Here is a 23482-nt window from a genome sequence, read left to right on the forward strand (position 1 = left end):
GGCGGGCTCAACGGCCCGCCTTTTTCATTTGCCTTTGTGCCAGATCAGGCAGCGCGGATGTCGTCGAAGAAGCGGTCGACCTTCGAGCTGAGGTTGGCGGATTCGCTGGTCAGTGCCTCTGCTGTAGACAGAACATCCGCAGCGTTTCGGCCGGTTGACTGAGCGCCACTGGAGACCTGGATAATCGTCTCGGAGATGGCGTCCGTACCCGTGGAGACTTCGTTGACGTTTCGCGAAATCTCGTTGGTCGCCAGGCTCTGCTGTTCAACCGACACAGAGATGTCCTTGGAGATCTCGGACATTTCCGCAATGACGTTGCTGATATCGCGTATGGCTTCAGCAGCGCGGTTCGAAACTGTCTGCATCGCCTGGATCTGCGTTGCGATTTCCTCTGTCGCCTGGGCAGTCTGGTTGGCCAGGGATTTCACCTCCGATGCAACAACCGCAAAGCCTTTGCCGGCTTCACCGGCGCGGGCCGCCTCAATGGTGGCATTCAGCGCCAGAAGGTTGGTCTGGGCAGCAATGTCGTTGATCAGGCTGACGATCTGGCTAATCCGGTCGGTGGTTGCCACGAGGCTCTGTACGGTCTGATCCGTCTGGGAAGCCGCGCTGGAGGCCCGTTCGGAAATGCCGGCCTGCTCTTCGACACGCCGGGCGATTTCGGCGATAGAGGACGTCAGTTCCTCGGAGGCTGCGGCAACCGAGCGGACATTGGCGGCAGTATCGCCGGTAGTCCGGGCAGCCGATTCCGCATCGGTCGAGCTTTGTTCGGAAGTTTGCGCCAGCTCGCGGGCGGTGCGTTCCAGTTCTTCTGTGGCGTTGGAAACGGTTTCCAGAACGCTGCGGATTTCCTGGTTGAAACCACCAAGCAACTGGTCGACGGTTGCTGCCCTGCGATGCTTTGCTTCCTGCTCGGTGGCGCGTTCGGCTTCCAGGCGACGCTGTTCCTTGCCGTTGGTCTTGAACACCTCCACGGCATTGGCGATCGAGCCGATCTCGTCGTTCCGCTCCAGGCCCTGGACCGGGGTTTCCAGATCGCCTTCCGCAATCTGGGCCATTGAACTGGTCACGGACGCGAGCGGACGGGCCAGCAGTGTCTGGAACAAGGTACCGAGGATGGCAAGCATCAGCACGGTTGCAATCACGGTCGCAAAGAGTGCCGAATAGCGGAAGCTCGTCAGGCTCGCAAAGGCGGCGTTTCGATCAACGGAGAGGCCAATCTGCCAGTCGACCGGCAAACCGGTGACCGGAACGAACTGGACAATACGGTCGCCATTCACACTGGACGCGTATTGCGGTTCTGCACTGACCTTGACCGGCTCGTTGGGAAACAGCTCACTGAGCGGCTTGGAAATCATGTTGCTGTCCGGGTGCACCAGGATGGTGCCCTTGGAGTCGGCCACAAAGACGTATCCGAGGCCGCTCATGTTCGACGAGGCAAGCATGTTCGCCAAGGTGGTGATGTCAAAGTCACCACCGACCACACCGGAAAGGGTGCCGCCGGTTTTTACCGGTGTTGCAGCCGTCACGATGAGATTGCCGGTTGAGGCGTCCTGATAGGGGGCGGTGATCACGGGTCCACCTTTTGCGACGGCATCCTTGTACCAGGGGCGCACGCGCGGATCGTAGCCTTCGGGCAGATCTGCCGGCGGCCACATGTTGAAGGCGCCGTCTGCTTCCACACCAAAATAGGTCGCGCTGAAATTGCTGGTCAGGGTCTTGAGGTCGAAGAACTCGGGCGTTACCTCGGGCTGCTTGGCAATGCGTTCGGACAACGCCTCGATGAGCAGCATGCGCGCTTCGAACCAGTTTGTGACGATATTGACTTCCGACTGGCCGACACCGGTCATGTAGTCGCGAACTTCGTCCGTCTTTGCGTTGCGCTGAAGGGTGTCGTTGAAGAGGCCGAAGCCGGCGAAGATCAGAACAATGACGCCGGCGGCTGCCAGCAGGATTTTGGTGATCACGCTCCGACGGGAGCGAACTGAGAGAGCCTGGGTCACAAACTTCATTCCCATAGTTGAGAAGGTTTGTGTCTGTATTCGCTCATCTGAATGAAGGAATACTAAATCCGACCGGCTTCCAAGCCGTCTTTGAACTAAAAAAATGAAAACTTCATGCGATTTTAAATGTTACTCGCAAAAATAACAATGGAATTTCTTGAGGTTGCTTTTTGGTTTTTGACACAACTCAAGTTTGAACTCGATATTACCTAGAGTTCAATGTGCCTGTTTGAAGCCTGCGCCGCGCGAGTGGCTTCACACGGAAACCGTGGGGCCAAATATCTTTTCAAATTCGGCCCGAAGGACGCTGTCGTTTTCGGCCATGGTAACGGGCAGGCCGAGATCCACGAGACTGGTTACGCCATGTTCGGTAATGCCGCAGGGCACGATGCCGTCAAAATGATCCAGTTCAGGCTCCACGTTGAAGCTGATGCCGTGGAATGTGACCCATTTGCGCAGGCGGATGCCGATTGCGGCGATCTTGTCCTCGACCGTCGCCCCGCGGTCTGGCCGGCGCACCCAGACGCCGACGCGGTCTTCCCGGCGTTCGCCGCGAATGTGATAGTGCCAGAGCGTGCTGATGAGCCAGGCTTCAAGTGCGGAAACAAAAGCCCGCACATCCTGCTGACGCCGCTTCAGATCGAGCATGACATAGGCTACGCGTTGCCCGGGCCCATGGTAGGTGTGCTGTCCACCGCGCCCTGTCCGGTAGACCGGAAAGCGGTCGGGAGCGACAAGATCGCTGTCCTTGGCGCTGGTGCCGGCGGTGTAGAGCGGGGGATGCTCCAGCAGCCAGACCTGTTCGTCGGCTTCGCCGGCAATGATTCTCTGGACCCTTTCATCCATTTCCCGAAGAGCGGTCTCATAATCGACCAGTTCGTCGGAAATCCGCCATTCGACCGGCCGCGAGCCGGAAACTGGCAGAAAACTAAGGGAAAGAGCGTCTCTATCGGCGGGTGACATGTGGATGACACTTCATTGTTTTTTGAGCTGGCTTGCCATGCCGTGGTATGGTTAAGCGCTGGCGGGTCAGTAGCCCTATTTAAGGATCAAGGCGTCCGATGACTACCTTCGATGAAATCAAAGTCGATATTTCCGTCGTTCTCGGGGAGAACGAGATGCCTGTCCACCAGTTGCTCCGCATGGGGCGTGGCGCCGTTATCGACCTTGATGTGGCCGAAGACGACGATGTGAAGATCTATGCCAACAATACGCTGGTCGCCAAGGGGCAGGTGGTTTTGCTCGGTGAGCGGATAGGCATCTCGATCACGGAAGTTCTGATGCGTCCGCCGGACATCCGGCCCATGCGTACCGATGGCCCTCTGTGAGGGACTAAAGCATTTCTGCATAAGAAAAATCGCGTGCCTGTGAATTAATGCAAAAAGGCCTCTTGCGCCCCCAAATTCCTTTTGCTACATGGAGCGCCTCGACGCTGAGAGGCGCCGGGAACAATCGAATATGCGGTCGTGGCGGAATTGGTAGACGCGCAGCGTTGAGGTCGCTGTGGGGTAAAACCCGTGGAAGTTCGAGTCTTCTCGACCGCACCATATTCGAAGCATTTCTACCGATGCTTCCTCAAAAGGCTGCCCCTCCGGGCGGCCTTTTTGCTTTTCCGCACTGCCCGCAAAATACCTGATTGCTCTGGGAAAATTCAGATACCGGCTTTTTGGGTTTGTTGCGATGTGCTTTTCTGCAAGGAACAGCCTCAGCGGGCTACTGGCAAAAACCGGTCCGGCACATTCATGCGAAATCGAAGGAAGCCGCACGTGTTCAATTTCCGTTCCATCAGTACTTCGTCCTGTGTGGCAATGATGACCCTGAGCTTGCTGGCAGGTCCGCTTCAGGCGCAAGAACAAGAGAAAGTGCAGGAGGCAATGGTCCTGGCCGGCGCCATTGCCGGTGCAGTGACGTCTCCCGTCGACGGCGATATCAATCGCTTTCGCGCAATCCTCGTTGAAACGGAAGAAGGCGCCGATCTCTACGTCTTTACGGACGCAGGAGAGGGTTGGAAACAGGTTGCCCATGCGAAAGACATGGTGTGGCGCGGCGGCATGTACGGCCAGGAGCCCTGGATGGAAGCAACCGAACACGGTTCGTTGAAAATCTATTCGGAAAATTCGGCTGTCGGACGCAACCGTTGGGAACAGGTCCTGACCATTGCCTATCGTAACGGCGTCTTCCGGGTCGCCGGATACACCTATTCCTACTACGATACACTGGATCCGGATGCGAACGGGCAGTGTGACGTCAACCTTCTGACGGGCAAGGGGGTCCTGAACGGGAAGAACTTCAAGACTTCACTCGGTGCCCTGCCTGTACAGGATTGGACCATGGATACGCGGCCGCCGGAGTGCGGGGTCGAGTGATGCGGCCTTTGCGGCGAGTTTCCGCACTGGCTGTGGAAGCGGTTCTGAAGGTCTCTTGATGACGCTTTGTCGTGTTGTTGTCCGTCATTGAGAAAACACGGGAGGGATGACATGTCCGATATCTCAAGGCCGGATTGGCGCTGGGTGATCCGCGGCATGATTCTGACGCTCGTCATCTGCCTGTTGCTGATACAGCTCTTCCCCGAAATTTACGCCGTAAAGGATTTCTGGCTTGTCACGGTGCCGAGTGGCGCCTTATGGGGCAGCTTCTTGTCGCGTCTCTTGAGCGAGCCGGGGCTCTGGAAACTTCTCGTGACGAGCGCGGAAGGGGCTGCGATGATCGTGGTGCTGTTTCTTGTGGTGTTTCGTCCGCTGATTGCCTGGAAAGCGTATCTGGTCTGCGTCGCTTTAACTGCCGTCTCGGCAATCCTGTTTTTTACCTACGTCCTTCCCGCAATGCCGAACAGCACGCTGCTCATGGTCTTGATCGGAAGTCTCTACTCATCGTTCCGCTATGGCGTCACGCTTGCGCTGCTCTATGCACTCGCGCTCACGTCGGACACAGCGCCAACCAATCGGCAGCTTCCCGCCCATGCGTGAAGGTGTGAGACAGGGCATTGCAGAGCGACTGAAAGCCCTCCGAACCAGGTTCGTTCTCGTGTGGCTGGCACTTGCATTTGTGTCGCCGGCGGCATTTGCGCAGTCACTTTCCGTTTATCCTGCCGTTGATCCGGGCAGGTTTGGCGCGATGACGTGCCAGCAGCTTTGGTATGTCGAGCAGGAGGTGCTGGCTGCGGGCAGAGTGTGTCTTGCCAGCGAAAGAGCGCGCCGCGCGTTCCGCCGTGCGGAGCGATGCATATCCGATGACGAGGCCATTCTGCCACAGGATACGCGTGACTATCTCTATCACTTGCGAAGCGTTGCAGCGGACAAGGGGTGCAGCGGCCCCGAGAGGCGTTGAAGGACTTCAAGGAAAGTTGGCAGGCTTTTGAACCAGACCGGCATTTCGGAGTTAAGTCTGTGGACCGGTTTCGCTTTTCCGGTGGCGCTTTGCCGCCGCAAACGCTAGATCTGGTGAGGAGTGTCCGGTGCCTTTCGCCGGAAGAGTTCGTTGCGTTTTGAGGGGAGGCGCCAGATGAGTGAAGCATCCGAGCTTGATGTCACCGCCTCTCCCGCTCCCGACATTCCGGTGCGCGACGAGGATGAGCATCTCAATCGCGAGTTCATTGCGGCTGTTGAAGCGGCAATCGAGGCGAACGATCAGGATGGCTTGAGGCACCTTGCCGCCGATCTTCACGAAGCTGACACCGGTGACCTTCTCGAGACGCTGGATCCGGAGGATCGAGCGTCCTTCATCCGGCTTCTGGGCGAGGACTTCGACTATACCGCGCTGACCGAGATCGATGAGGCGGTGCGTCTGCAGGTTCTGGAAGACCTGCCGACGGAAGTCATTGCCGAAGGTCTGGGCGAGCTCGATTCGGATGATGCGGTCTACATTCTGGAAGACCTCGATGAGGACGACCAGGCTGCGATTCTGGAAGAACTGCCCTATGCGGACAGGGCCCAGCTGCAAAAGGCTCTGGATTATCCGGAAGAAAGCGCCGGCCGGCGCATGCAGACCGAATTCATTGCGGTTGCCCCGTTCTGGACCATCGGTCAGACGATCGACTACATGCGCGAGGCCCGCGACCTTCCGGACAGCTTCTACGAAATCTACGTGGTCGATCCGACGTTCAAACTGCTCGGGTCCGTTCACTTGGACAAGATCCTGCGCACCAAGCGGGACGAGAAGGTCACTTCCATCATGGAGGAGACCCGCCAGGCGGTGCTCGCGACGGAAGATCAGGAAGAGGTCGCCCGCCGGTTTGAGCGCTACAACCTCGTTTCATCCGCCGTTGTCGATGAGAATGACCGTCTGGTCGGTGTTTTGACGGTTGATGACATCGTCGACGTCATCCAGGAAGAAGCGGAAGAAGACCTGCGTGCCCTGGCCGGTGTCGGTGATGAAGAGATTTCCGATAATGTGATGACCATTGCGCGCTCGCGGCTGACCTGGCTGGTCGTCAACCTTGGCACCGCCGTGCTTGCCTCGGTGGTGATTGCGCTGTTCGAGGACACGATCGAGGCCATGGTGGCGCTGGCGGTGCTGATGCCGATCGTCGCTTCCATGGGTGGCAACGCCGGCACCCAGACGATGACCGTTGCCGTGCGTGGTATTGCCACCCAGGAACTGGGTGCGCGCAATCTTTTGCGCGTTCTCAACCGTGAAATTCTGGTGAGTGTGTTCAATGGCGTTGCCCTGGCCATCCTCATCGGGGTCACCGCCTGGATGTGGTTTGGCAGTCCGGGGCTCGGCGTGGTGATTGGCGGTGCGATCGTGATCAATCTGCTGTTCGCGGGGCTCTCCGGCCTTTTGATCCCGATCGCGCTCGACAAGATGAACGTCGATCCGGCGATCGCCTCGAGCGTCTTCGTGACGACGGTAACAGATGTGGTCGGTTTCTTCGCCTTTCTCGGCATCGCGGCGCTTTGGTTCGGCCTGCCGTTCTAGCCTCCAATCGGCAGGCCTCGTTTAATGGTCAGTCACCGCATACCAGAACCTTCTGTCGCAGGCATGCGGCCGTGCGGTGATGGAAGGCCTCACGATAGGCGCTGTCCGAATAGAGTGCGACCAACGCGGTTAAATCGGGATAGGCGCCGATAGCGACCAGATCCCAATCCTCGTCCTGCCCCAGGAACATGCCCTGAAACGGTCCGACATAAAGGAACCGTCCACCAGCCCGCTCCATGGCCGGCATGCTTGCAGCCGCATAACTGGCAAAGGCTTCCTGGCCCGACTGACCCGTCGTTCCGTCCGCATATGTCGCGGCGGCATTCAGCTTGAAGAAATTGATCAGGGTTACGGGTTTGTCGTTCGCCCGGCTGAGGATCTGCGTCCATTGGCTTTCCGTCGGGCTGGTGCCGTCGGTTCCCGGGCCGTACCAGGTTACGAATTGGGCTGACTGTTGCTTGACGTCCATGAGGCTTCTCCATAACTTTACACGTGTCAAATTGCAGGAAAGTTTACACGTGTCAAGTCAAGCCAGAGTGCAACGCACGCGCGCGGAAATTCTCGATAGTGCCTGGACGCTCATCTCGCAGCGGGGAGCGGACGTGTCGCTGGCGGAAATCGCCAAGGCCGCAAAAATCAGCCGGCAGTCCGTCTACGATCACTTTGGTTCGCGTGGGGGGCTGATCCTGGCGCTCGTGCGGCGGGCTGATGAACGTCTCGACATACGGGCAAAACTGTTTGCAGCCTTTGACAGGCCTCAGCCGCATGAACGGCTGAATGCTACTATTGCCGTCTGGATCGGCTTCGTGAAGGAAATCTACCCTGTTGCCTCGGATCTTATTCGCCTGCGAACGACCGATGCAGACGCATCGGCGGCGTGGGAAGACCGGATGTCGGAACTGAGGCAATGGTTGCTTGTGTTGACCGGATCGCTGGAACACGACGGTGCGCTGCAATCCGTCTGGACAGCGAAGTCGGCTTCAGAATTTCTCTGGGCGTCGTTCAGTGTGCAGGCCTGGGGTCTGTTGACACAGGACTGCGGCTGGGATGAGGGCGAAGCGGAAGCTGTCCTGACGAGGACACTGCGGCAGGCATTGCTGACGGAAAAATGATGCCGCGGAGGTCGTGAAGGTGGGTCACTAAAAGCAAACACACCTGACGCGAAGTGGAAAACCTTGGTTCAAAGGTTCGGCGGGCAGGCATGCCAGGACCATGGCTGCTTCCTGTCGAAAGTTTTGTTGTCGAATTCAACAAACACGACGCCATGGAGGGGGATGCCGGTCGACAAAGACTTGAGCTGCGCTGTAAAAGGTCACGCAGACCCGTTATTGCCAAAACAAAAGGCCCCGAGATTTGTGCTGGTGCAGCAACCTCCCGGAGCCTGTTTGATGGCTACTCATTTTGCCCGCTGCTCAATGCCAGGTATCACTCCAGGCCAGCTTTACGCAAATTGTCCCGAAGCGTCATGACCTTTGCCTGAAGGTCGATGACTTCTTCCAGTTTCAGTCCGGTCGAAGACATGATGCAGGTGCTGAAATGTTCCGTTTTCTTCTGCAGGGCGCGGCCCTTGCGGGTCAGTTTCAGGATAACCTGGCGCTCGTCCTTGATGTTGCGTGTCCGCGTGACCAGCCCCATGGCCTCAAGCCGCTTTAACAGTGGCGTCAGCGTGTTGGTGTCGAGCTGCAGCTTGGACGTAATGGTACCGACCGGAACGTTGTTGGTTTCCCAGAGCACCGTCATGGCCAGGAACTGCGGGTAGGTGAGCCCGACTTCCTTGAGCAACGCCTTGTAGACGCCGTGCATCGCGTGGTTGGCGGAATACAGCGCAAAACACAAGTGCCGGTCGAGCGGCAAGCTGCCATCATGGATTTTCTGACTGTCGTCGTCCTGGTCGCTCGCAGGGTCATTGGCAGAGGATGCAGATGCGGCCTGTTCGGTGCCGGGATCTTCGCCAGCCTGCGTTTCCGCAGAAACGTCAGGCGTCTCCCCGGTATCAGATATCTCTTGCCTGACAGGCGTCTCGGCGACGGCAACGTCAGTTTCCGCTTCGCGTGTGTCATCGCTTTCAGCGCCGGAAGCCGTTTCCGCCTCAGGCTTGGCAGCGGCCTTCTTGCGCTGTTTCTTCTCAGACTTTTCGGCTTTTGCCGGCTTGTCTTTTTTTTGTTTTTCAGTCGCTTCCGGCGCGGAAAATCCAATCGCGTCCAGCAGGGACATCTGGTTTGTGGTCTCGCTCATTCGCCCCTTATAAATCGCGCGCGATATGGTCGCAACTGTTGACGAATTGGAAGCGTGTGTATATGTGGGTAATTTATATCGTGTACGATTAAAACGTATGAGATATATATGGCTGAATGACTTGCTATTTGAGAGAAGGAGCCTGCAGATGGCTGTTGATGTGAAATATGAAACCAAGGCAAAGGCCACCGGCGGCCGTGATGGTGCGGCGGAAACGTTGAGCGGATCCTTCAAGGTCAAGCTGGCGACGCCGAAAGAACTCGGCGGCGCAGGCGGCGAAGGCAATAACCCGGAAGAGCTGTTCGCAGCCGGATATGCAGCCTGCTTTATTGGCGCGATGAAATTCGTCGGCGGGCAGGAAAAGATCGCAGTCCCGGCTGATACGTCCATCACCTCGACGGTTGGCATCGGGCCGCGCTCTGAAGGCGGGTTCGGTCTGGCGGTCGCGCTGGAAGTGTCCCTGCCGGGTTTGGACAAGGCTGTAGCTGAAGAGCTCGTTGCCAAGGCACACCAGGTTTGCCCCTATTCAAACGCCACCCGGAACAACATTGACGTCAAGCTGACTGTCGTCTGACACAGATTGTCCGGTTCGACCTTTTGTGGTCGAGCCGGACCTCTTTTTGGGCTTTCTGTTGGTGGAAAGGAGCTTTCGTGAGCCTCTTTGTTATCGATCTTCACTACACTGCTGATCTGCGGGAAATAGACGCTCTGGCGGAAGAACACAGGTCCTTCCTGCGGGATCAGTATGAGGCCGGTCTGTTCCTGGCGTCCGGTCCGAAACAGCCGCGAACCGGTGGTGTGATCCTTGCGCGCGCAGCAGACCGTGTCGAAGTCGATCTGGCGATCAACAAGGACCCGTTCAAGTCGGCGGGCGTTGCGGAATATACCGTGACGGAATTCAAGCCGGTCATGCACGCACGGAACTTCCCGATTTGACGCAATAACGGGCGATCACCTCTGTGCGGAATGCAGCCGTCACACGACAATTCCAATTGGCGATGGCGATTTGAAAGAAAACCTTGCCGGGTAACCTGAAATTCCCGGCGGATGGGTGTTAAGAAGGGCCGACCTGTCTCACGCGGAGAATTAAGAACATGCGGCCGAAGCTTGATGGCATCCTGGAAACCGCCGTTTATGTCGACGACATGGAGACGGCTCATACCTTTTATTCCGAAATCCTGGGATTGAAGCGCATGGTCGCTGGAGAAAGGCTGTTTGCCTATGATGCCGGCCCCGCGCAGGCGCTTCTGGTGTTTCATCGCGGCCATACCGGGGAGGACGTTGAGACGCCGGGAGGTATCGTTCCCGGGCACGATACGTCGGGTCACAGTCATTTCGCGTTTCGCATTGGGTCCGACCAACTGGAACCCTGGCGGGCTTACCTGGGCGAGATGGGAGTGGAAATTGTCAGCGAGGTCGTATGGCCGGCAGGCGGCACCAGCCTTTATTTCAACGACCCGGACGGCAATGTCCTGGAGCTGGCGGCAGCCCCGCTCTGGCCGAATTACCTATCGTGATTCTTAACAGTTTTGCGGCAGGGTGACGGCGTTTGAAAGTCATAACAGGTGGCGCAATGAATTTCTTGCAAGCGGTCCTGCGGACATTGTTCTACGTTGCCGTCGGCGGGGTGATTTCGATTGTCGGAGCGGCGTTTTTCTTCATGAACTGGGAGCCTGACCGGAACCAATACACGATCCGCGGCATCGATATTTCGCACCACCAGGGTGATATCGACTGGGCGCAGGTGGCGGCGGACGATATTGCCTTCGTCTACATGAAGGCAACCGAGGGCGGAGACTTCAAGGACCGTGCCTTTGCCCGCAACTGGGCCGGAGCAGGAGGCGCGGGTCTGGCGCGTGGTGCCTATCATTTCTTCAGTTTGTGCAAATCCGGCCGCGAGCAGGCGCAAAACTTCCTGTCGGTTCTGCCTCAGGACAGCGACATGCTGGCGCCGGTGGTGGATCTGGAATTCACCGGGAACTGCGCGCGCCGTCCGCCGGCCGAGGAAGTGCTGCAGGAAATCAGTGATTTCGTTGCTCTGGTCGAGCAGGGTCGCGGCAAGCAGGTCATCCTTTATGTGCCGGAGGACTTCTATCTGGACTATCTGAAGGGCAAGGGGCTGAACCGCCGTCTCTGGACGCAGTCGATCTGGCATTCTCCCGGCTATGTGTCAGACTGGTCGCTCTGGCAGTACCATGACCGGGGCACGATCAAAGGCATTTCCGGCGATGTCGATCTGAATGTCCTTCATCCAGAGAAGAGCTTGGATAATCTGAAATCCTGATTGCTCAAGTTCATGAAATATAAGCTTTAAAATAGACGTGTTGACTTTAACGTAAAAAGACGGAACTGTGCGCTCCAACAAGGAGCGGGCATGCAGCGTTATTACACCATCACCCAGCTGACGCAGGAGTTCGACATTACCACCCGAACCCTGCGGTTCTACGAAGCGCAGGGGCTGGTGTCGCCGACGCGCCGGGGTCGTCAACGCCTTTACACACCTGGTGATCGTACCCGCATCAAATTGATCCTTCGCGGCAAGCGTCTCGGATTTTCACTGAACGAAATCAAGGAAATGATCGAGATGTACGGCAGTGCGCCCGGTGAAACCGGCCAGCTGCGGCTGCTCCTCGACAGGATCGCCGCCCGCCGGGCAGAACTTCTCGAAAAACAGCGCGATATCGAATTGACCCTGGTTGAACTCGACGATGTCGAGGCCGGTGCAAAGGCGCGCATGGTCGAGCTTGAAACAGGCCCGGACCAACTGTCTGGCGCCGTTGCGACCTCGGAGGACAAGTGATGGATCTTTCGCCTCGAGACGAAAACTGGGAACCCCGTGTCCGGGCCAGTTTTGCCGCGCAGAAATTCATGACCCATCTGGGGGCAAAGATGGTTCACGTCTCGCCCGGAGCGGTCGATCTGGAATTGACGATGCAGCCGGAACTGACACAGCAACACGGCTTTTTTCATGCCGGTGCGACGTCTTCCATTGCGGACAGTGCGGCAGGCTATGCAGCTCTGACGCTGTTTTCCGCCGGCTTCGGGGTGTTGACCAGCGAATACAAGATCAACCTGCTCAATCCGGCGAAACAGCCGGTGCTTCTTGCGCGTGGCCGGGTTGTCAAACCGGGACGAACGCTGACCATAGCCAAGGCAGATGTCTACGGACTGGATGACGGCGAACAGGTGCATGTCGCAACGGGGCTGTTCACGCTCATGAGCGTTGCCGGCGTCAAGGACTGAAGAATGACCGATATCACCATCAGGCCGCTGGAACGATCCGACAAGCCGGGCTGGCTCGAACTCTGGAAGGCCTATCTTGCATTCTACGAGCAGGATCTGGCGCCGGGAGTGACGGAAACCCTCTTTGAGCGACTGCATTCCGATGCAGGTCACAGCGCGTTCGTGGCAGTTCAGGAGAATGAGCTGGTTGGACTGGTCCATTACCTTTTTCACGATAGTACCTGGGCCAGTTCGTCCACCTGCTATCTGGAAGATCTGTATGTCAGCGAGAAGCTTCGTGGTGGCGGAGCCGGCCGCAAGCTGATCGAGGCGGTCTACAGGGCCGCGACCGAAGAACCGTCTGCCAGCGGCAAAGTCTACTGGCACACACATGATCACAATACACGCGCCCGGCAGCTTTACGACCGGATCGGCGTTTTGAGCGATTTTGTCCGATACGACAGGCCTTAAGAACTCTGGGAGGTAATCAAGATGATCCGTAACGATTTTCCGGGTTTCAATTTCGATCTCGGCGAAACCGCCGACATGCTGCGCGACACCGTTCGGTCCTACAGTCAGGACCGGATTGCGCCACTGGCAGAAAAGATCGACCGCGAGGACTGGTTCCCGCGGGAGCTCTGGCCGGAAATGGGAGACCTTGGCCTTCACGGGATCACAGTGGAGGAAGAATGGGGCGGTTCGGGTCTGGGCTACCTGGAGCACTGCATTGCCATGGAAGAGGTCAGCCGGGCGTCCGCCTCCATCGGCCTCAGCTATGGCGCCCATTCAAACCTGTGTGTCAACCAGCTTCGCCGCTGGGGAAGTGACGACCAGAAGAAGCGCTATCTGAACAATCTCGTGACCGGCGAACATCTGGGTGCGCTGGCCATGTCGGAGCCGGGCGCTGGCTCAGACGTCGTTTCCATGAAACTAAAGGCGGAAAAGAAGGGCGATCGGTACGTCCTCAACGGCTCCAAGATGTGGATCACCAACGGTCCGTCCGCCGATACGATGATCATCTATGCCAAGACCGATCCGGAAGCCGGGCCGAAGGGCATTACCGCATTTCTGGTCGAGAAGAGCTTCCCAGGTTTTTCCGTCGCGCAGAAACTCGACAAGCTCGGCATGCGCGGGTCCGAAACCGGTGAACTGGTGTTCCAGGATTGCGAAGTGCCGGAAGAAAACGTCCTCGGCCAGGTTGGCAAGGGCGTCAACGTGCTGATGTCGGGTCTGGACTACGAGCGCGCCGTTCTGGCTGCAGGGGCCGTCGGCATCATGCAGGCAGCCATGGACGTGGTCATTCCCTATGTCCACGAGCGCGAGCAGTTCGGCCAGCCGATCGGCACATTCCAGCTTGTACAGGGCAAGGTCGCCGACATGTATGTGACCATGAACGCCACCAAGTCCTACGTCTACGCGGTTGCCAAGGCGTGCGACCGGGGCGAGACCACGCGCGAAGACGCCGCTGGTGCAATCCTCTACGCTGCCGAAAACGCAACCAAACTGGCACTTGATGCAATCCAGCTGCTTGGTGGCAATGGCTACATCAACGAATATCCGACCGGGCGTTTGCTGCGTGACGCCAAGCTGTACGAGATTGGTGCGGGAACTTCCGAAATTCGGCGAATGCTGATCGGTCGTGAGATCTTTAACAAGACGGCCTGATCACCGAACTCGGAGAATGGCATGAAACAGACCCGGCTTCCCGAAAAGCCCGACGCGAAATCTCCGGCGGGGGCCGATATCCGTTTCATCATGGATGGGCCGACAGGAAACATGATCCATTCGACTGTTCCTGTCGGCCAGACCAACCGCGCAACACGGCACAGGACCGTGCATGAGTTCTGGCATGTGCTTTCCGGCCATGGACAGATCTGGAGGTCCAACGATTCCAGCCAGGGCGTTGTCGACCTGGAAGCCGGTGTCTCCATCGATATCCCGGCTGGAACTGCTTTCCAGTACCGCAACACCGGTGAAAGCGTTCTGCAGTTCATCTGTATCTCCATGCCTCCCTGGCCAGGGGATGACGAAGCCGAATTTGTTGATGGGCCCTGGGAAGCGACGGTCGGCAGCACCTGAGACCAATCCTGCTGGCGAACCGATCCGGCTTTTTCTGCGTATCGCTGTCACGACGAAAGTGAGGCAGTGAATGACGTCAATTGCGGTAATCTTTGGGGCCAGCGGCGGAATTGGCTCAGCCATGAGAGACCACCTTGAAGCGGGCAGCGGCTACGACAAGGTTATCGCCCTTCATCGAACGTCGTCACCACCTCTCGACCTGCTCGACGAACGCATGATCCAGGCCTGTGCCGACTGGATAAGGGAGGAAGAGGGGGATGTTCGATTGCTGTTCGATGCCACCGGAGCGCTTACCTTGGGCAGTGCCCGTCCGGAAAAGAGCCTGCGCGAACTCGATCCTGAAGTCCTTGCCCGTTCATATGCGATCAACGCCATTGGACCGGCACTGCTGATGAAACACTTTTTGCCACTCCTGCCGAAAGAGGGAAGAAGCGTCTTTGCGACGCTTTCGGCCCGGGTCGGTTCGATCGGCGACAACGGTCTTGGTGGATGGTTTGCTTACCGGGCCGCGAAGGCTGGACTCAATCAACTGGTCCGTACGGCGTCTATCGAACTGGCACGCAAAAATCCCGCTGCTCTCTGTGTTGCGCTTCATCCCGGCACGGTGAAAACACCCTTGACCGAGAACTTTGCGAAAACCGGGCTCGACGTGCAGGAACCGGCTGTTGCAGCAGAGCGTCTTGTCAATGTGCTGACCAGTCTTACGCCTGCCGACACCGGTGGATTTTTCGATCAAAACGGCAGGCTGATCCCCTGGTAAGGCATGGCCTGGGCTTAAATCCCGGCGTGTTGCGATCACCAAGCGGTCTTCGTCCGCTCAATTCAGGTGTTGGCGGGGTACCCTTTGGATTTTCAATGCCTCAATTTCAGAAACCCCGCTCGCTCAAACGCCTTTGGCGCATCCTTGCTAGCCGGTGACAGGGAGTTGCAGCACGGTCGTAAAGCAAGTTGATTGACAACATACCAACTGGTCGGTATGAATAGCGCATGACAGAGAAACCTCAAAAGACCAAACGGCCCGATGCGCGGATCAAGCTGCTGGATTCGGCACTGCGTGTGATCCGCATGAAGGGCTACACGGCCACCACCGTCGATGATCTGTGCCGGGAGGCGGGCGTGACCAAGGGGGCCTTCTTCCACCACTTTCGTTCGAAGGACGATCTGGCAGTGGCCGCTGCGGATTATTGGTCTGAAACGACCGGGGCACTGTTCGAGAAGGCGACGTATCACGATCCCGAAGATCCGTTGGAACGGGTGCTCGGCTATCTCGATTTCCGCAAGGCACTGGTGCAGGGCGATGTGCCGGAGTTCACTTGTCTGGTCGGGACCATGGTCCAGGAAGTCTATGACACGAACCCCTCCATCCGCGATGCCTGCAACCGCAGCATAACGGGGCACGCCGCAACGCTGGTTTCCGATATCGCAAAAGCAGCTGAAGCCCGGGGCGTTGAAGTTCCAGGTGGTGCGGAAAGCCTGGCGCTTCACACACAGGTCGTGATCCAGGGGGCATTCGTGCTGGCAAAGGCAGGCAATGCGCCGTCGATAGCAACTGACAGCATCGATCATCTGAAACGTTACGTCGAACTGTTGTTCGGCCGGTCTAGAAACGGGAGAGCGCTATGAGTGAAGTCGAAATTCGCAAGGAAGGTCTGACACTGGAACTCAGCCGCGTCATTGCCGCGCCGCGCGAGGCCGTCTGGCAATGCTGGACCAAACCCGAATTATTGAAGCAGTGGTTTTGCCCGAAGCCCTGGTTCGTACCGAAGGCCGACATGGACGTGCGTCCGGGAGGACGTTTCAACACAGTGATGGCTGGTCCCGAAGGGGAGCTGTTCGAGAACGTCGGAATGTTTCTGGAAGTTGTCGACGGTGAGAAGCTTACGTTCACGGATGCCTATTCGGAAGGATATGTGCCGCGGGAAAACGCGTTCATGACCGGGTATGTGGAACTGGCAGATGTTCCCGGTGTTGGTACGCGCTTCACATGGGGGGCTCGCCACACTTCGGAAGCAGACAGGAACAAGCACCTGGAAATGGGTTTTGAGGAAGGCTGGAAGGCTGCTTCCTCTCAGCTTGATGAGCTTGCAAGGTCGATTGCCATTGAGGGTTTGCAAACTACTCCTGCGTTTTCCGCCAAGGTGCGCACTTGCCTGTTCTTCAGTGAGAAGGGCGAAGAAGCCGCCAAATACTATACGTCCCTATTGCCGGATAGTGTGATGGGTTCGGTCTTCCGGCCGGATCCGAATGGACCTGTGCTTGTTGCCGAGTTCACCCTGGCGGGTTCACCTTTCATGATACTGAACGGCAACCCGGATATGCAGCCAAGTTATCTGACCTCGATTTCCATACTGACGGAAGATCAGGCGGAAACGGACAGGCTTTGGCAGGCGCTCCTTGCCGATGGCGGGGAAGAAGGGCAGTGCGGCTGGTTGAAAGACCGCTACGGTGTTCACTGGCAGATCGTACCGAAGGCGTTGCCTCGGCTGATGCATGCTGGCAATCCGGAACGGGCTGGCCGTGTCAGTGCTGCCCTGATGAAGATGAGGAAGATCGACATTGCCGGGCTGGAAGCCGCTGCCTGAATTGGAGCTTTCACGCAGCCCGTTGTCTTGAGAGCCCAACGAGGCTTGAGCGAAGAAGGAAAATCCGAAACGCCGCCTGTTGTGCGGCGTTTTGCTTTTGTGGAACAGACACTTTCACCGGGATTGCCGTCCCCGTTCTTTCCGTGCAACTTTGCAATCCGGAGGAGTGGATATGACACATAACGATCCCGTCCACATTCAGATTGCAACCCCGGAGCGCTGGGCAGATCTGGTGGATCTGTTCGGACCGGAGAGGGGGGCGTCTGGCGGTTGCTGGTGCATGTGGCCGTTCTTGCGGGGAAGGGACTGGAAAGCGATGACCCGTGATGAACGGCGCGATGCATTCCAGCAGAAAGTGGACGCGGGTCCGGTGCCAGGGCTTCTGGCCTATCGTGGCAATCTGGCCGTGGGATGGATCGCACTGGGTCCACGCATGCAGTATCTACGTTTTCAGCTTGGCAAAACCACCCAGCCGCTGCCGGATGACAGCGAACAAGCGCTGGCGGCGACATATGCCGTCACATGTTTCTTTATGAGAAACGGACATCGCAAAACCGGGTTGATGTCCGTGTTGCTTGATGCAGGCATCGACCACGCCAAAGCGCAAGGAGCGCATCAACTGGATGCTTGTCCAATGGAATCGGAAAAGCCCCTTCAATGGGGAGAAGGCTTCGTGGGTATAGCAGACGTCTTCCGTAGAGCAGGTTTTGTCGAAATCGCACGCAGAAGCCCGCGGCGGCCGCTGATGCGCAAACTTCTTTGAATGGATTATCCGAATGACCGGTGAAACCGACCTTGCCACCCTGATCTCCCAGATGCGTCCGATGCTGGATCCGGAGCCTTATGTGTTCTGCACCTTCGCTTCGAAATCCATGACGGACCTGGCGGAATACGACCCGATCGGGCTTTTTGCGGAAACGGAGGGCCTGACAGCGATCCTGCCGGTGGAGCGTGCGCGCGAACTGGGTTTGGCCGAGGCCGAATGGTTTCGCCGGATAACCCTGACGGTGCATTCCTCACTTGAAGCCGTGGGGCTGACGGCGTCGATCTCGGCTGCATTGGCCGCTGAGGGTATTTCGGCAAATGTGGTCGCAGCCTATTTTCACGATCATGTTTTTGTGCCCGAAGAGCGCGCCGATGATGCCCTGGCAGCACTGCGCAAACTCGCCGGAGACATCTGACACTACTTTTCTTAGTTGGCCGAACTTCGGGCTGGGTGGCGAATTCGGTGGATTTTCCCTTGCAATTTCCGGTTTGCCTTCCCATTCCTAAGCGGGAGCAAGCGGGGTAAGAGCATGCAACGGGTCAAGCGGCGTCTGGCGGCAGTTATGTGCGCAGACGTTGCGCAATATTCCAAGCTCATGGAGCGGGATGAAGACGGAACGCTGGACCGGCTCAAGGCCTATCGGTTGGTGATGTCTGCGCTGACCGAGCGTCACAATGGACGTATCGTCAACACATGGGGTGATGCTGTCATCATCGAGTTCGCCTCGGTGATGGAGGCTGTTCAATGCGCCGTCGACATTCAGAACGAGCTTTCCGTTCGCAATGCGGACTTGCCGGACCTGAACAGGATGGAGTTTCGCATCGGTATCAATCTCGGCGACATCATGGTCGAGGGCGAGGATATCTACGGCGACGGTGTGAATGTTGCTGCCCGTTTGCAGGAAATCGCGCCGAGGGGCGGGATCATGCTCTCCCAATCGGTCTATGACCAGGTCAAGACCAAGATGGCGCTGGGCTTTGAGCCGCTTGGCCCTCAACATGTCAAGAACGTTACCGATCCCGTTGAAACCTATTGCGTGCGTATTGGCGGTCGCAATGCGCCGGAAGAAAAACGGTCCGGGCAGGAGACGAGTGGAACTGCGGAGCGACGCCAGACCGAAATTCCAAGACCGGAATGGGAACGAGACACCCAGGCGGTTGCCTCCGGGTTTGAACAGGCGCGCCGTTGGTTGAGGGCTCAGCCAAAGCGGGTGCGAAGCTGCGTTTTCATGATCGGTCTGTTTTTCGTGATCAACCTGCTGACATCTGGCTTGTCCACATTGTGGTTCGTCTGGCCGTCCCTGCCTTTCGCAGCCATGCTCGTTTGGTATCTGCTTGTCGGGCGACAGGAAAAGCGCTTCGGCGAGACGACGGGACCGGGTGATTGAGAGAGGGCAATGTCACGTGTTGCCGATCTGATAACTCTTTTCACGCTAATCAGGGTCTGATGATTTGCGAGTGCAACTGACTTCGCTTACACATGGACCAACGCGGGGCGGCGAAACATTCCGTCAGCCCATCGAAAATGCCGGCCAGTCCGGCCCAACAGCAAAGGGAGCTTAATCCTGCGCATGAAAAACTATTCGACCACGGTGCCTGCACGCCTCGACGATGAAGACGAGGATAAGCCCAAGAGCCAGCCGTCGATCCAGGTCGACAAGCATCTGTTCGAAGCGCGCACAGTTCTGATCACCGGTCCGGTGACACAGGACATGGCCCGCGACGTGTGCGCCCGGCTTCTGGCGCTGGCGCAGGTTTCCAACGACCCGATCACGGTCATTGTTTCGTCTCCGGGCGGTCATGTCGAATCCGGTGACATGATTCACGACACCATCAAGTTCATCGCACCCGAGGTCCGTATCCTCGGCATGGGCTGGGTGGCCAGCGCCGGTGCACTGATCTACGTGTCGGTTCCCAAGGACAAGCGTTTCTGCACGCCGAACACTCGTTTCCTGCTTCATCAACCGTCCGGTGGTGCCGGCGGCATGGCCACGGATATCGAGATCCAGGCCAAGGAAATCATCAAGATGCGCGATCGACTGAACAAGATCTTCGCGGCGGCGACAGGCCAGCCGATCGAACGGATCGAAAAAGACACCGATCGCGACTACTGGATGAGCCCGGAAGAGGGTATCGACTACGGTCTGGTCGGCAAGATCGTCACAAGCGTGGACGAACTGGGTTGATCCCGACTGACCTGACTGCAAACGTAGAAACGCCGGCAAATGCCGGCGTTTTTTCTATCCGAACCGATCAGAGGCAGATCGGTTCGGGTTCGACGGAATAGACCATTACCGGTGCAACCGGCTTGGGGTTGAGCACATGCGGCCGAAGTCGGGACATGAGCTCACGCAGGTGCTCTTCGTCTCCGGGGGCAGGGGCGCCGTCGAAGATGACTGCGACAAGGTGATCCACGAAGCGTTCGTAGATGTTGTTGCAGGTGCAGATCGGCGCCAGCAGTTCACAGACGGGCTTGCCGTCGTAAAATGGCGCTCCACCGGCAAGGAAGATCAGGAACTCGGTCAGATCGTCCGAGTGTTCGAATTCCGGCAGAAAGCTGGTCACGTCGAAACACGGGTCCTGTTCCAGTCTCGCTTTGAGGCGAGGCATTGCCCGCATGATCGCCTTGCGACCGCCTAGTTTCATATAGAGTGTCATCTGGCTAACCCTCATTGATCCTTCATTACGATGTCGCCAAGATGACTCAGAAAGCGTGCCAGCCCTGTGACTCCGATCACGGATAAACCCTTTGTCAAAATCACCAGTGCCCGCTAATGGCGAATTGGTGCGGTGAAAACAGCCCCAAAGCGGCCGTTTTCAACGGTTTGAGCAGGAAGATGTCGGTAAAATGTGACAGGCGCGTTACAGGACCCGTAAACAGCGGTCAGTCAGGCCCCGCGGAGGCATCGGCGTCCACATTGTTAAAAATAGTGAGGCATCTAAGGAATGCCCGCGGTGGTCGGATCGGCGAAAAGCCTGACCAAATCGAAGCTTGCCGGCAATAGCCAAAGTTCGGATCAATTTCAGAAATGCTGCGAATCGATGCGCCCTGACTTCCGGCATTCGCCGGATTTTCCGGTCTCGATGGCCGCTGCCGTGGGGACGGCCTCCCCGGCGATGAGGCGGGCTCTGCCGGTTTCCTTTGCCAAATAGAGGTTTCTGTCAGCCCGTTCAAAAAGCGAGGCAGGGGTGTCTTCTGGCCTTTTTTCCGCCAGGCCCGCGCTTGCGGTATAGGCGTATCTCTTGCCGCGCGCGAACATTGGTGTCGCGTTCAACAGATCAAGCATGCGACTGACGACAATCGTCGCTTGCTCCAGATTTGTTTCCGGCAGGATCAGCGCGAATTCTTCACCACCCACACGGCAAACGACATCCGTCTGGCGAAGATGTTCCAGACACCTTTGCGCAAAATGAACGAGGATTTCATCTCCAAGCTGATGGCCATGGGCATCGTTGATCGACTTGAAATGGTCCAGGTCGATCAGGGAGATGCAGAAGTCGTGGTCATAGCGAGCAGATCGATTGTATTCCTTGTCCAGTTCCTGGTCGAACCCGCGGCGGTTGGAGATACCGGTAAGCGGATCCGTAAGTGCCAGGTTTTCAAGTTCGGTCCGCTCCTGGCCGAAATGCAGGATCTTGTTGTTAAGCGACGAAATGTCGGCATTGAGCGCGGCAAATTTGCTGGAAAGGTTCATGTTCTCGTCGAAGCGGACAAGAACGGCGCCATCAATTCCGGTGCCAGGCACAGACAGTCTGTGGCCGAAAGCAACGCTTTCATATCCGGACAGAAGTTTCAGGCGCACCGGAACGGGAGTGGTTGAAGACCTGCACATCGACAGGTAGTCATCCACCTGCGCTGTATCCCTGACCTTGTCTGAAAGTTGTTCACCTACGCCAATTCCGGCAAGAGATTTGGCTGCCTTATTTGCGAGAACCACACGGCCATAATCGTCCAGCAGCAGAATAGGCTGGGGCATGGTCTGCACAAGGGCCGATATGATGGCAGTGGACCTGGGCACGGCTATCGAACCCTGTAGAATTCTTTGCCGTTGACGTCGTTCTCTACGGTCGGAGCCAGATGGACGACAACACGGCAGTCAGTATCACCGCGGGCAATTGACCTGTCGATCTGGACCCTGGCGTAGCCATGGCAATCTGCAGCAATTCTTCCGAAGACGTTTGTCGTCATCATGCAGAGGGACGGGCGGTCCTTGACGCGATCTCCGAACGGGCAGCGGGCGTTCTTGAGGATCAAGACCTTGTCGTCTTCATATTCGACACTGAACTGGCCACCGATCCGTCGTTTCAGGTCAGCCAGGACGTCTGCGAGCATAGGCCTTAGGATCTGTTCAAGATGCAGGGCAGACTTGTAATCGGAATTGATCTTTTCACCGATGCGGTTGGCTACCAGTGCGATGAACCCCTCCGCCTCGTTCACTCCGACAATTTCCTGCAGTGCTCCGCTGAGCTCTCGAATGATCTGATTGAAGAAGTCTGTTGTCTCCAGAGGGATCTGAGCCTTGGTGATTTCCGGCTGCTGCTGGTCCACTTCAATCGGCAGGCTCATGATCGATCCTCCTAGGGTTGCAATCTAACGTTGGGTGAATTTTCTTTCGAATCAATTAAACCTTTGAAATAAAGAGACAATAATGATGCAACCTGGAGATTTGTGACAATGCGTGGGCGGACGTCTGTTCCTCGAATATTGTCGAAATTGTCGATCGGGAGAACGACTGGAAAATCCGGACCAAGACCGTGAAAACCATTTTGGCTCAAAGCTGTCAGGATGTGTGCTCACTTCAGCTTCAAGTCTCAATATTGTCGGTTTCACCGTATCTTTGTCACGCATCGGGCCCGCAACGATTCGGATTTTTCAGATGTATGTTTACCTATCCAAGATCGGCGGATTTCTGATCCTGCCATCCAATTTTCTCGTTGTTCTGATGGCTTTGGGATTGGTGCTCAGCCTTACGTCAAAGTGGCGGCGCAGTGGACGGTTTCTGACTTTTGCCGGTTTTCTTGGTTTGGTGGTTTGCGCTTTCTCACCGGCAGCCAACTGGTTGATTGTGCCCCTCGAGGACCGTTTTCAGCGTCCCGGCACTTTGGAGAATTATGACGGGATCATCGTTCTGGGTGGTGCCGTGGACACGGTGGTGACCGGCGTGCGGGGCGACACGGCCCTGACAATGTCCGCCGAGCGCATCACCATCACTGCGCGGCTGGCCAAAGCGTTGCCGGAGGCGAAGATCATCCACACCGGTGGGCAGGGCATGATCGTGTCGGACCAGGCAACAGAAGCCGAAGGGGCTGCGCGACTGTTTCGAGACTTCGGCATCTCTTCCGATCGCGTCATTCTGGAAGACAAGTCCCAGAACACCTGGCAAAACGCAGTCTACGCAAAGGATATTGTGCAACCACAGCCCGGACAGCAGTGGCTTCTTGTCACTTCGGCCTATCACATGCCGCGCGCCATGGGAGTGTTCGAAAAGGCCGGTTGGACCGGGGTGACGGCATATCCGGTCGACTATCGCACGCGTGGACCGCAGGACAAGTCGCTCGGCTTCGACGGTGCTTCAAAAGGCCTGCGGCGCTTTGATATCGCCTACCGGGAATGGGTTGGTCTGGCTGTCTACTGGATGCTTGGCAGGAGCACGGAATTCTTCCCTGGTCCATGAATTT

The 23482-nt window shown here is 57.3% G+C and carries 30 protein-coding genes and 1 tRNA gene; 24 read left to right on the top strand and 7 right to left on the bottom strand.

The features are described 5' to 3' along the window. Positions 1 to 44: 44 nt before the first annotated feature. Together Q666_RS54970 and lipB are read right to left on the bottom strand one after the other, a co-directional pair. Entirely contained in the window at positions 45 to 1967 is a 1923-nt protein-coding gene (locus Q666_RS54970; RefSeq protein WP_051990176.1) for a methyl-accepting chemotaxis protein, read from the bottom strand. A 291-nt stretch (positions 1968 to 2258) separates the two neighbouring features. Continuing rightward, positions 2259 to 2966, bottom strand: coding sequence for a lipoyl(octanoyl) transferase LipB (lipB, locus tag Q666_RS54975; protein WP_022998286.1), 708 nt, complete (start codon positions 2964 to 2966; stop codon positions 2259 to 2261). Positions 2967 to 3064: 98 nt separating this feature from the next. Between lipB and Q666_RS54980 the strand changes: the two genes are divergently transcribed. From Q666_RS54980 to mgtE, 6 genes are all read left to right on the top strand, one after another. Next, on the top strand, positions 3065 to 3331 hold the full coding sequence (locus Q666_RS54980) for a FliM/FliN family flagellar motor switch protein (protein ID WP_022998287.1): 267 nt from the start codon (positions 3065 to 3067) through the stop codon (positions 3329 to 3331). A gap of 132 nt (positions 3332 to 3463) precedes the next feature. Beyond that, positions 3464 to 3550 (top strand) — tRNA-Leu (locus Q666_RS54985). A gap of 219 nt (positions 3551 to 3769) precedes the next feature. Then, on the top strand, positions 3770 to 4369 hold the full coding sequence (locus tag Q666_RS65090) for a hypothetical protein (RefSeq protein ID WP_152533413.1): 600 nt from the start codon (positions 3770 to 3772) through the stop codon (positions 4367 to 4369). A gap of 111 nt (positions 4370 to 4480) precedes the next feature. Continuing rightward, positions 4481 to 4969: a hypothetical protein gene (locus Q666_RS54995; protein ID WP_022998289.1), complete on the top strand. Its 489-nt coding sequence runs from the start codon at positions 4481 to 4483 to the stop codon at positions 4967 to 4969. Beyond that, positions 4962 to 5330 (top strand): hypothetical protein, encoded by a 369-nt coding sequence (locus Q666_RS65095; protein WP_022998290.1) that lies wholly within the window; start codon positions 4962 to 4964, stop codon positions 5328 to 5330. Before Q666_RS54995 ends, Q666_RS65095 begins: the two co-directional genes overlap by 8 nt. A gap of 174 nt (positions 5331 to 5504) precedes the next feature. Beyond that, positions 5505 to 6920 carry a magnesium transporter gene (mgtE, locus tag Q666_RS55000; protein ID WP_022998291.1) on the top strand — a complete coding sequence of 472 codons (1416 nt, stop codon included), beginning with the start codon at positions 5505 to 5507 and terminating at the stop codon, positions 6918 to 6920. A gap of 28 nt (positions 6921 to 6948) precedes the next feature. Here the strand turns inward: mgtE and Q666_RS0133775 are convergent, their stop codons facing one another. Continuing rightward, on the bottom strand, positions 6949 to 7389 hold the full coding sequence (locus tag Q666_RS0133775) for a DUF1330 domain-containing protein (RefSeq protein ID WP_022998292.1): 441 nt from the start codon (positions 7387 to 7389) through the stop codon (positions 6949 to 6951). 49 nt (positions 7390 to 7438) lie between these two features. Between Q666_RS0133775 and Q666_RS65100 the strand changes: the two genes are divergently transcribed. Then, a complete protein-coding gene (locus tag Q666_RS65100; RefSeq protein ID WP_161633198.1) occupies positions 7439 to 8032 on the top strand; it encodes a TetR/AcrR family transcriptional regulator in 594 nt (197 codons plus the stop codon). Between the two features lie 313 nt (positions 8033 to 8345). Here Q666_RS65100 and Q666_RS66830 read toward each other — a convergent pair whose 3' ends face one another. Beyond that, positions 8346 to 9155: a MarR family transcriptional regulator gene (locus Q666_RS66830; RefSeq protein WP_022998294.1), complete on the bottom strand. Its 810-nt coding sequence runs from the start codon at positions 9153 to 9155 to the stop codon at positions 8346 to 8348. Positions 9156 to 9303: 148 nt separating this feature from the next. Between Q666_RS66830 and Q666_RS55005 the strand changes: the two genes are divergently transcribed. The 16 genes from Q666_RS55005 to Q666_RS55075 all read left to right on the top strand — a co-directional run bounded on the left by Q666_RS55005 (position 9304) and on the right by Q666_RS55075 (position 19989). Further along, complete coding sequence (locus Q666_RS55005; RefSeq protein ID WP_022998295.1) at positions 9304 to 9729, top strand: organic hydroperoxide resistance protein; 426 nt, start codon at positions 9304 to 9306, stop codon at positions 9727 to 9729. 77 nt (positions 9730 to 9806) lie between these two features. Further along, positions 9807 to 10091, top strand: coding sequence for a YciI family protein (locus tag Q666_RS55010; RefSeq protein ID WP_022998296.1), 285 nt, complete (start codon positions 9807 to 9809; stop codon positions 10089 to 10091). 158 nt (positions 10092 to 10249) lie between these two features. After that, entirely contained in the window at positions 10250 to 10672 is a 423-nt protein-coding gene (locus Q666_RS55015; protein WP_022998297.1) for a VOC family protein, read from the top strand. Between the two features lie 56 nt (positions 10673 to 10728). Next, positions 10729 to 11439, top strand: a complete 711-nt coding sequence (locus Q666_RS55020) for a GH25 family lysozyme (RefSeq protein WP_022998298.1) — start codon at positions 10729 to 10731, stop codon at positions 11437 to 11439. A 90-nt stretch (positions 11440 to 11529) separates the two neighbouring features. Further along, complete coding sequence (locus tag Q666_RS55025) at positions 11530 to 11955, top strand: MerR family DNA-binding transcriptional regulator (RefSeq protein ID WP_022998299.1); 426 nt, start codon at positions 11530 to 11532, stop codon at positions 11953 to 11955. Beyond that, positions 11955 to 12398, top strand: a complete 444-nt coding sequence (locus Q666_RS55030) for a PaaI family thioesterase (protein WP_022998300.1) — start codon at positions 11955 to 11957, stop codon at positions 12396 to 12398. Before Q666_RS55025 ends, Q666_RS55030 begins: the two co-directional genes overlap by 1 nt. Before the next feature lie 3 nt (positions 12399 to 12401). Beyond that, positions 12402 to 12848, top strand: coding sequence for a GNAT family N-acetyltransferase (locus Q666_RS55035; RefSeq protein ID WP_022998301.1), 447 nt, complete (start codon positions 12402 to 12404; stop codon positions 12846 to 12848). Positions 12849 to 12869: 21 nt separating this feature from the next. Then, entirely contained in the window at positions 12870 to 14042 is a 1173-nt protein-coding gene (locus Q666_RS55040; RefSeq protein ID WP_022998302.1) for an isovaleryl-CoA dehydrogenase, read from the top strand. A gap of 21 nt (positions 14043 to 14063) precedes the next feature. Beyond that, a complete protein-coding gene (locus Q666_RS55045) occupies positions 14064 to 14456 on the top strand; it encodes a cupin domain-containing protein (RefSeq protein WP_022998303.1) in 393 nt (130 codons plus the stop codon). Between the two features lie 70 nt (positions 14457 to 14526). Then, a complete protein-coding gene (locus Q666_RS55050; protein ID WP_031268346.1) occupies positions 14527 to 15216 on the top strand; it encodes an SDR family NAD(P)-dependent oxidoreductase in 690 nt (229 codons plus the stop codon). Positions 15217 to 15443: 227 nt separating this feature from the next. Continuing rightward, on the top strand, positions 15444 to 16079 hold the full coding sequence (locus Q666_RS55055) for a TetR/AcrR family transcriptional regulator (protein WP_022998305.1): 636 nt from the start codon (positions 15444 to 15446) through the stop codon (positions 16077 to 16079). Next, complete coding sequence (locus Q666_RS66835; RefSeq protein WP_022998306.1) at positions 16076 to 17038, top strand: VOC family protein; 963 nt, start codon at positions 16076 to 16078, stop codon at positions 17036 to 17038. Before Q666_RS55055 ends, Q666_RS66835 begins: the two co-directional genes overlap by 4 nt. Before the next feature lie 172 nt (positions 17039 to 17210). Then, on the top strand, positions 17211 to 17801 hold the full coding sequence (locus Q666_RS55060; RefSeq protein WP_022998307.1) for a hypothetical protein: 591 nt from the start codon (positions 17211 to 17213) through the stop codon (positions 17799 to 17801). 13 nt (positions 17802 to 17814) lie between these two features. Continuing rightward, the gene (locus tag Q666_RS55065; RefSeq protein WP_022998308.1) at positions 17815 to 18219 is read left to right on the top strand and encodes an ACT domain-containing protein; all 405 of its coding nucleotides are present in this window, start codon (positions 17815 to 17817) and stop codon (positions 18217 to 18219) included. A gap of 114 nt (positions 18220 to 18333) precedes the next feature. Continuing rightward, positions 18334 to 19191 (top strand): adenylate/guanylate cyclase domain-containing protein, encoded by an 858-nt coding sequence (locus Q666_RS55070; protein ID WP_022998309.1) that lies wholly within the window; start codon positions 18334 to 18336, stop codon positions 19189 to 19191. Between the two features lie 183 nt (positions 19192 to 19374). Next, positions 19375 to 19989: an ATP-dependent Clp protease proteolytic subunit gene (locus tag Q666_RS55075; protein ID WP_022998310.1), complete on the top strand. Its 615-nt coding sequence runs from the start codon at positions 19375 to 19377 to the stop codon at positions 19987 to 19989. Positions 19990 to 20056: 67 nt separating this feature from the next. Here Q666_RS55075 and Q666_RS55080 read toward each other — a convergent pair whose 3' ends face one another. The 3 genes from Q666_RS55080 to Q666_RS55090 all read right to left on the bottom strand — a co-directional run bounded on the left by Q666_RS55080 (position 20057) and on the right by Q666_RS55090 (position 22370). Further along, on the bottom strand, positions 20057 to 20461 hold the full coding sequence (locus Q666_RS55080; RefSeq protein WP_031268347.1) for a Clp protease ClpP: 405 nt from the start codon (positions 20459 to 20461) through the stop codon (positions 20057 to 20059). A 365-nt stretch (positions 20462 to 20826) separates the two neighbouring features. After that, positions 20827 to 21822 carry a sensor domain-containing diguanylate cyclase gene (locus tag Q666_RS55085; protein WP_023014589.1) on the bottom strand — a complete coding sequence of 332 codons (996 nt, stop codon included), beginning with the start codon at positions 21820 to 21822 and terminating at the stop codon, positions 20827 to 20829. A 2-nt stretch (positions 21823 to 21824) separates the two neighbouring features. Next, the gene (locus Q666_RS55090; protein ID WP_022998313.1) at positions 21825 to 22370 is read right to left on the bottom strand and encodes a methanogen output domain 1-containing protein; all 546 of its coding nucleotides are present in this window, start codon (positions 22368 to 22370) and stop codon (positions 21825 to 21827) included. Positions 22371 to 22680: 310 nt separating this feature from the next. Here Q666_RS55090 and Q666_RS55095 point away from each other — a divergent pair, with 310 nt between their 5' ends. Further along, complete coding sequence (locus tag Q666_RS55095; RefSeq protein WP_022998314.1) at positions 22681 to 23478, top strand: YdcF family protein; 798 nt, start codon at positions 22681 to 22683, stop codon at positions 23476 to 23478. Positions 23479 to 23482 lie beyond the last annotated feature (4 nt).

The organism is Labrenzia sp. C1B70 (genome assembly GCF_000475395.1).
GTDB classification, from domain to species: domain Bacteria; phylum Pseudomonadota; class Alphaproteobacteria; order Rhizobiales; family Stappiaceae; genus Roseibium; species Roseibium algicola.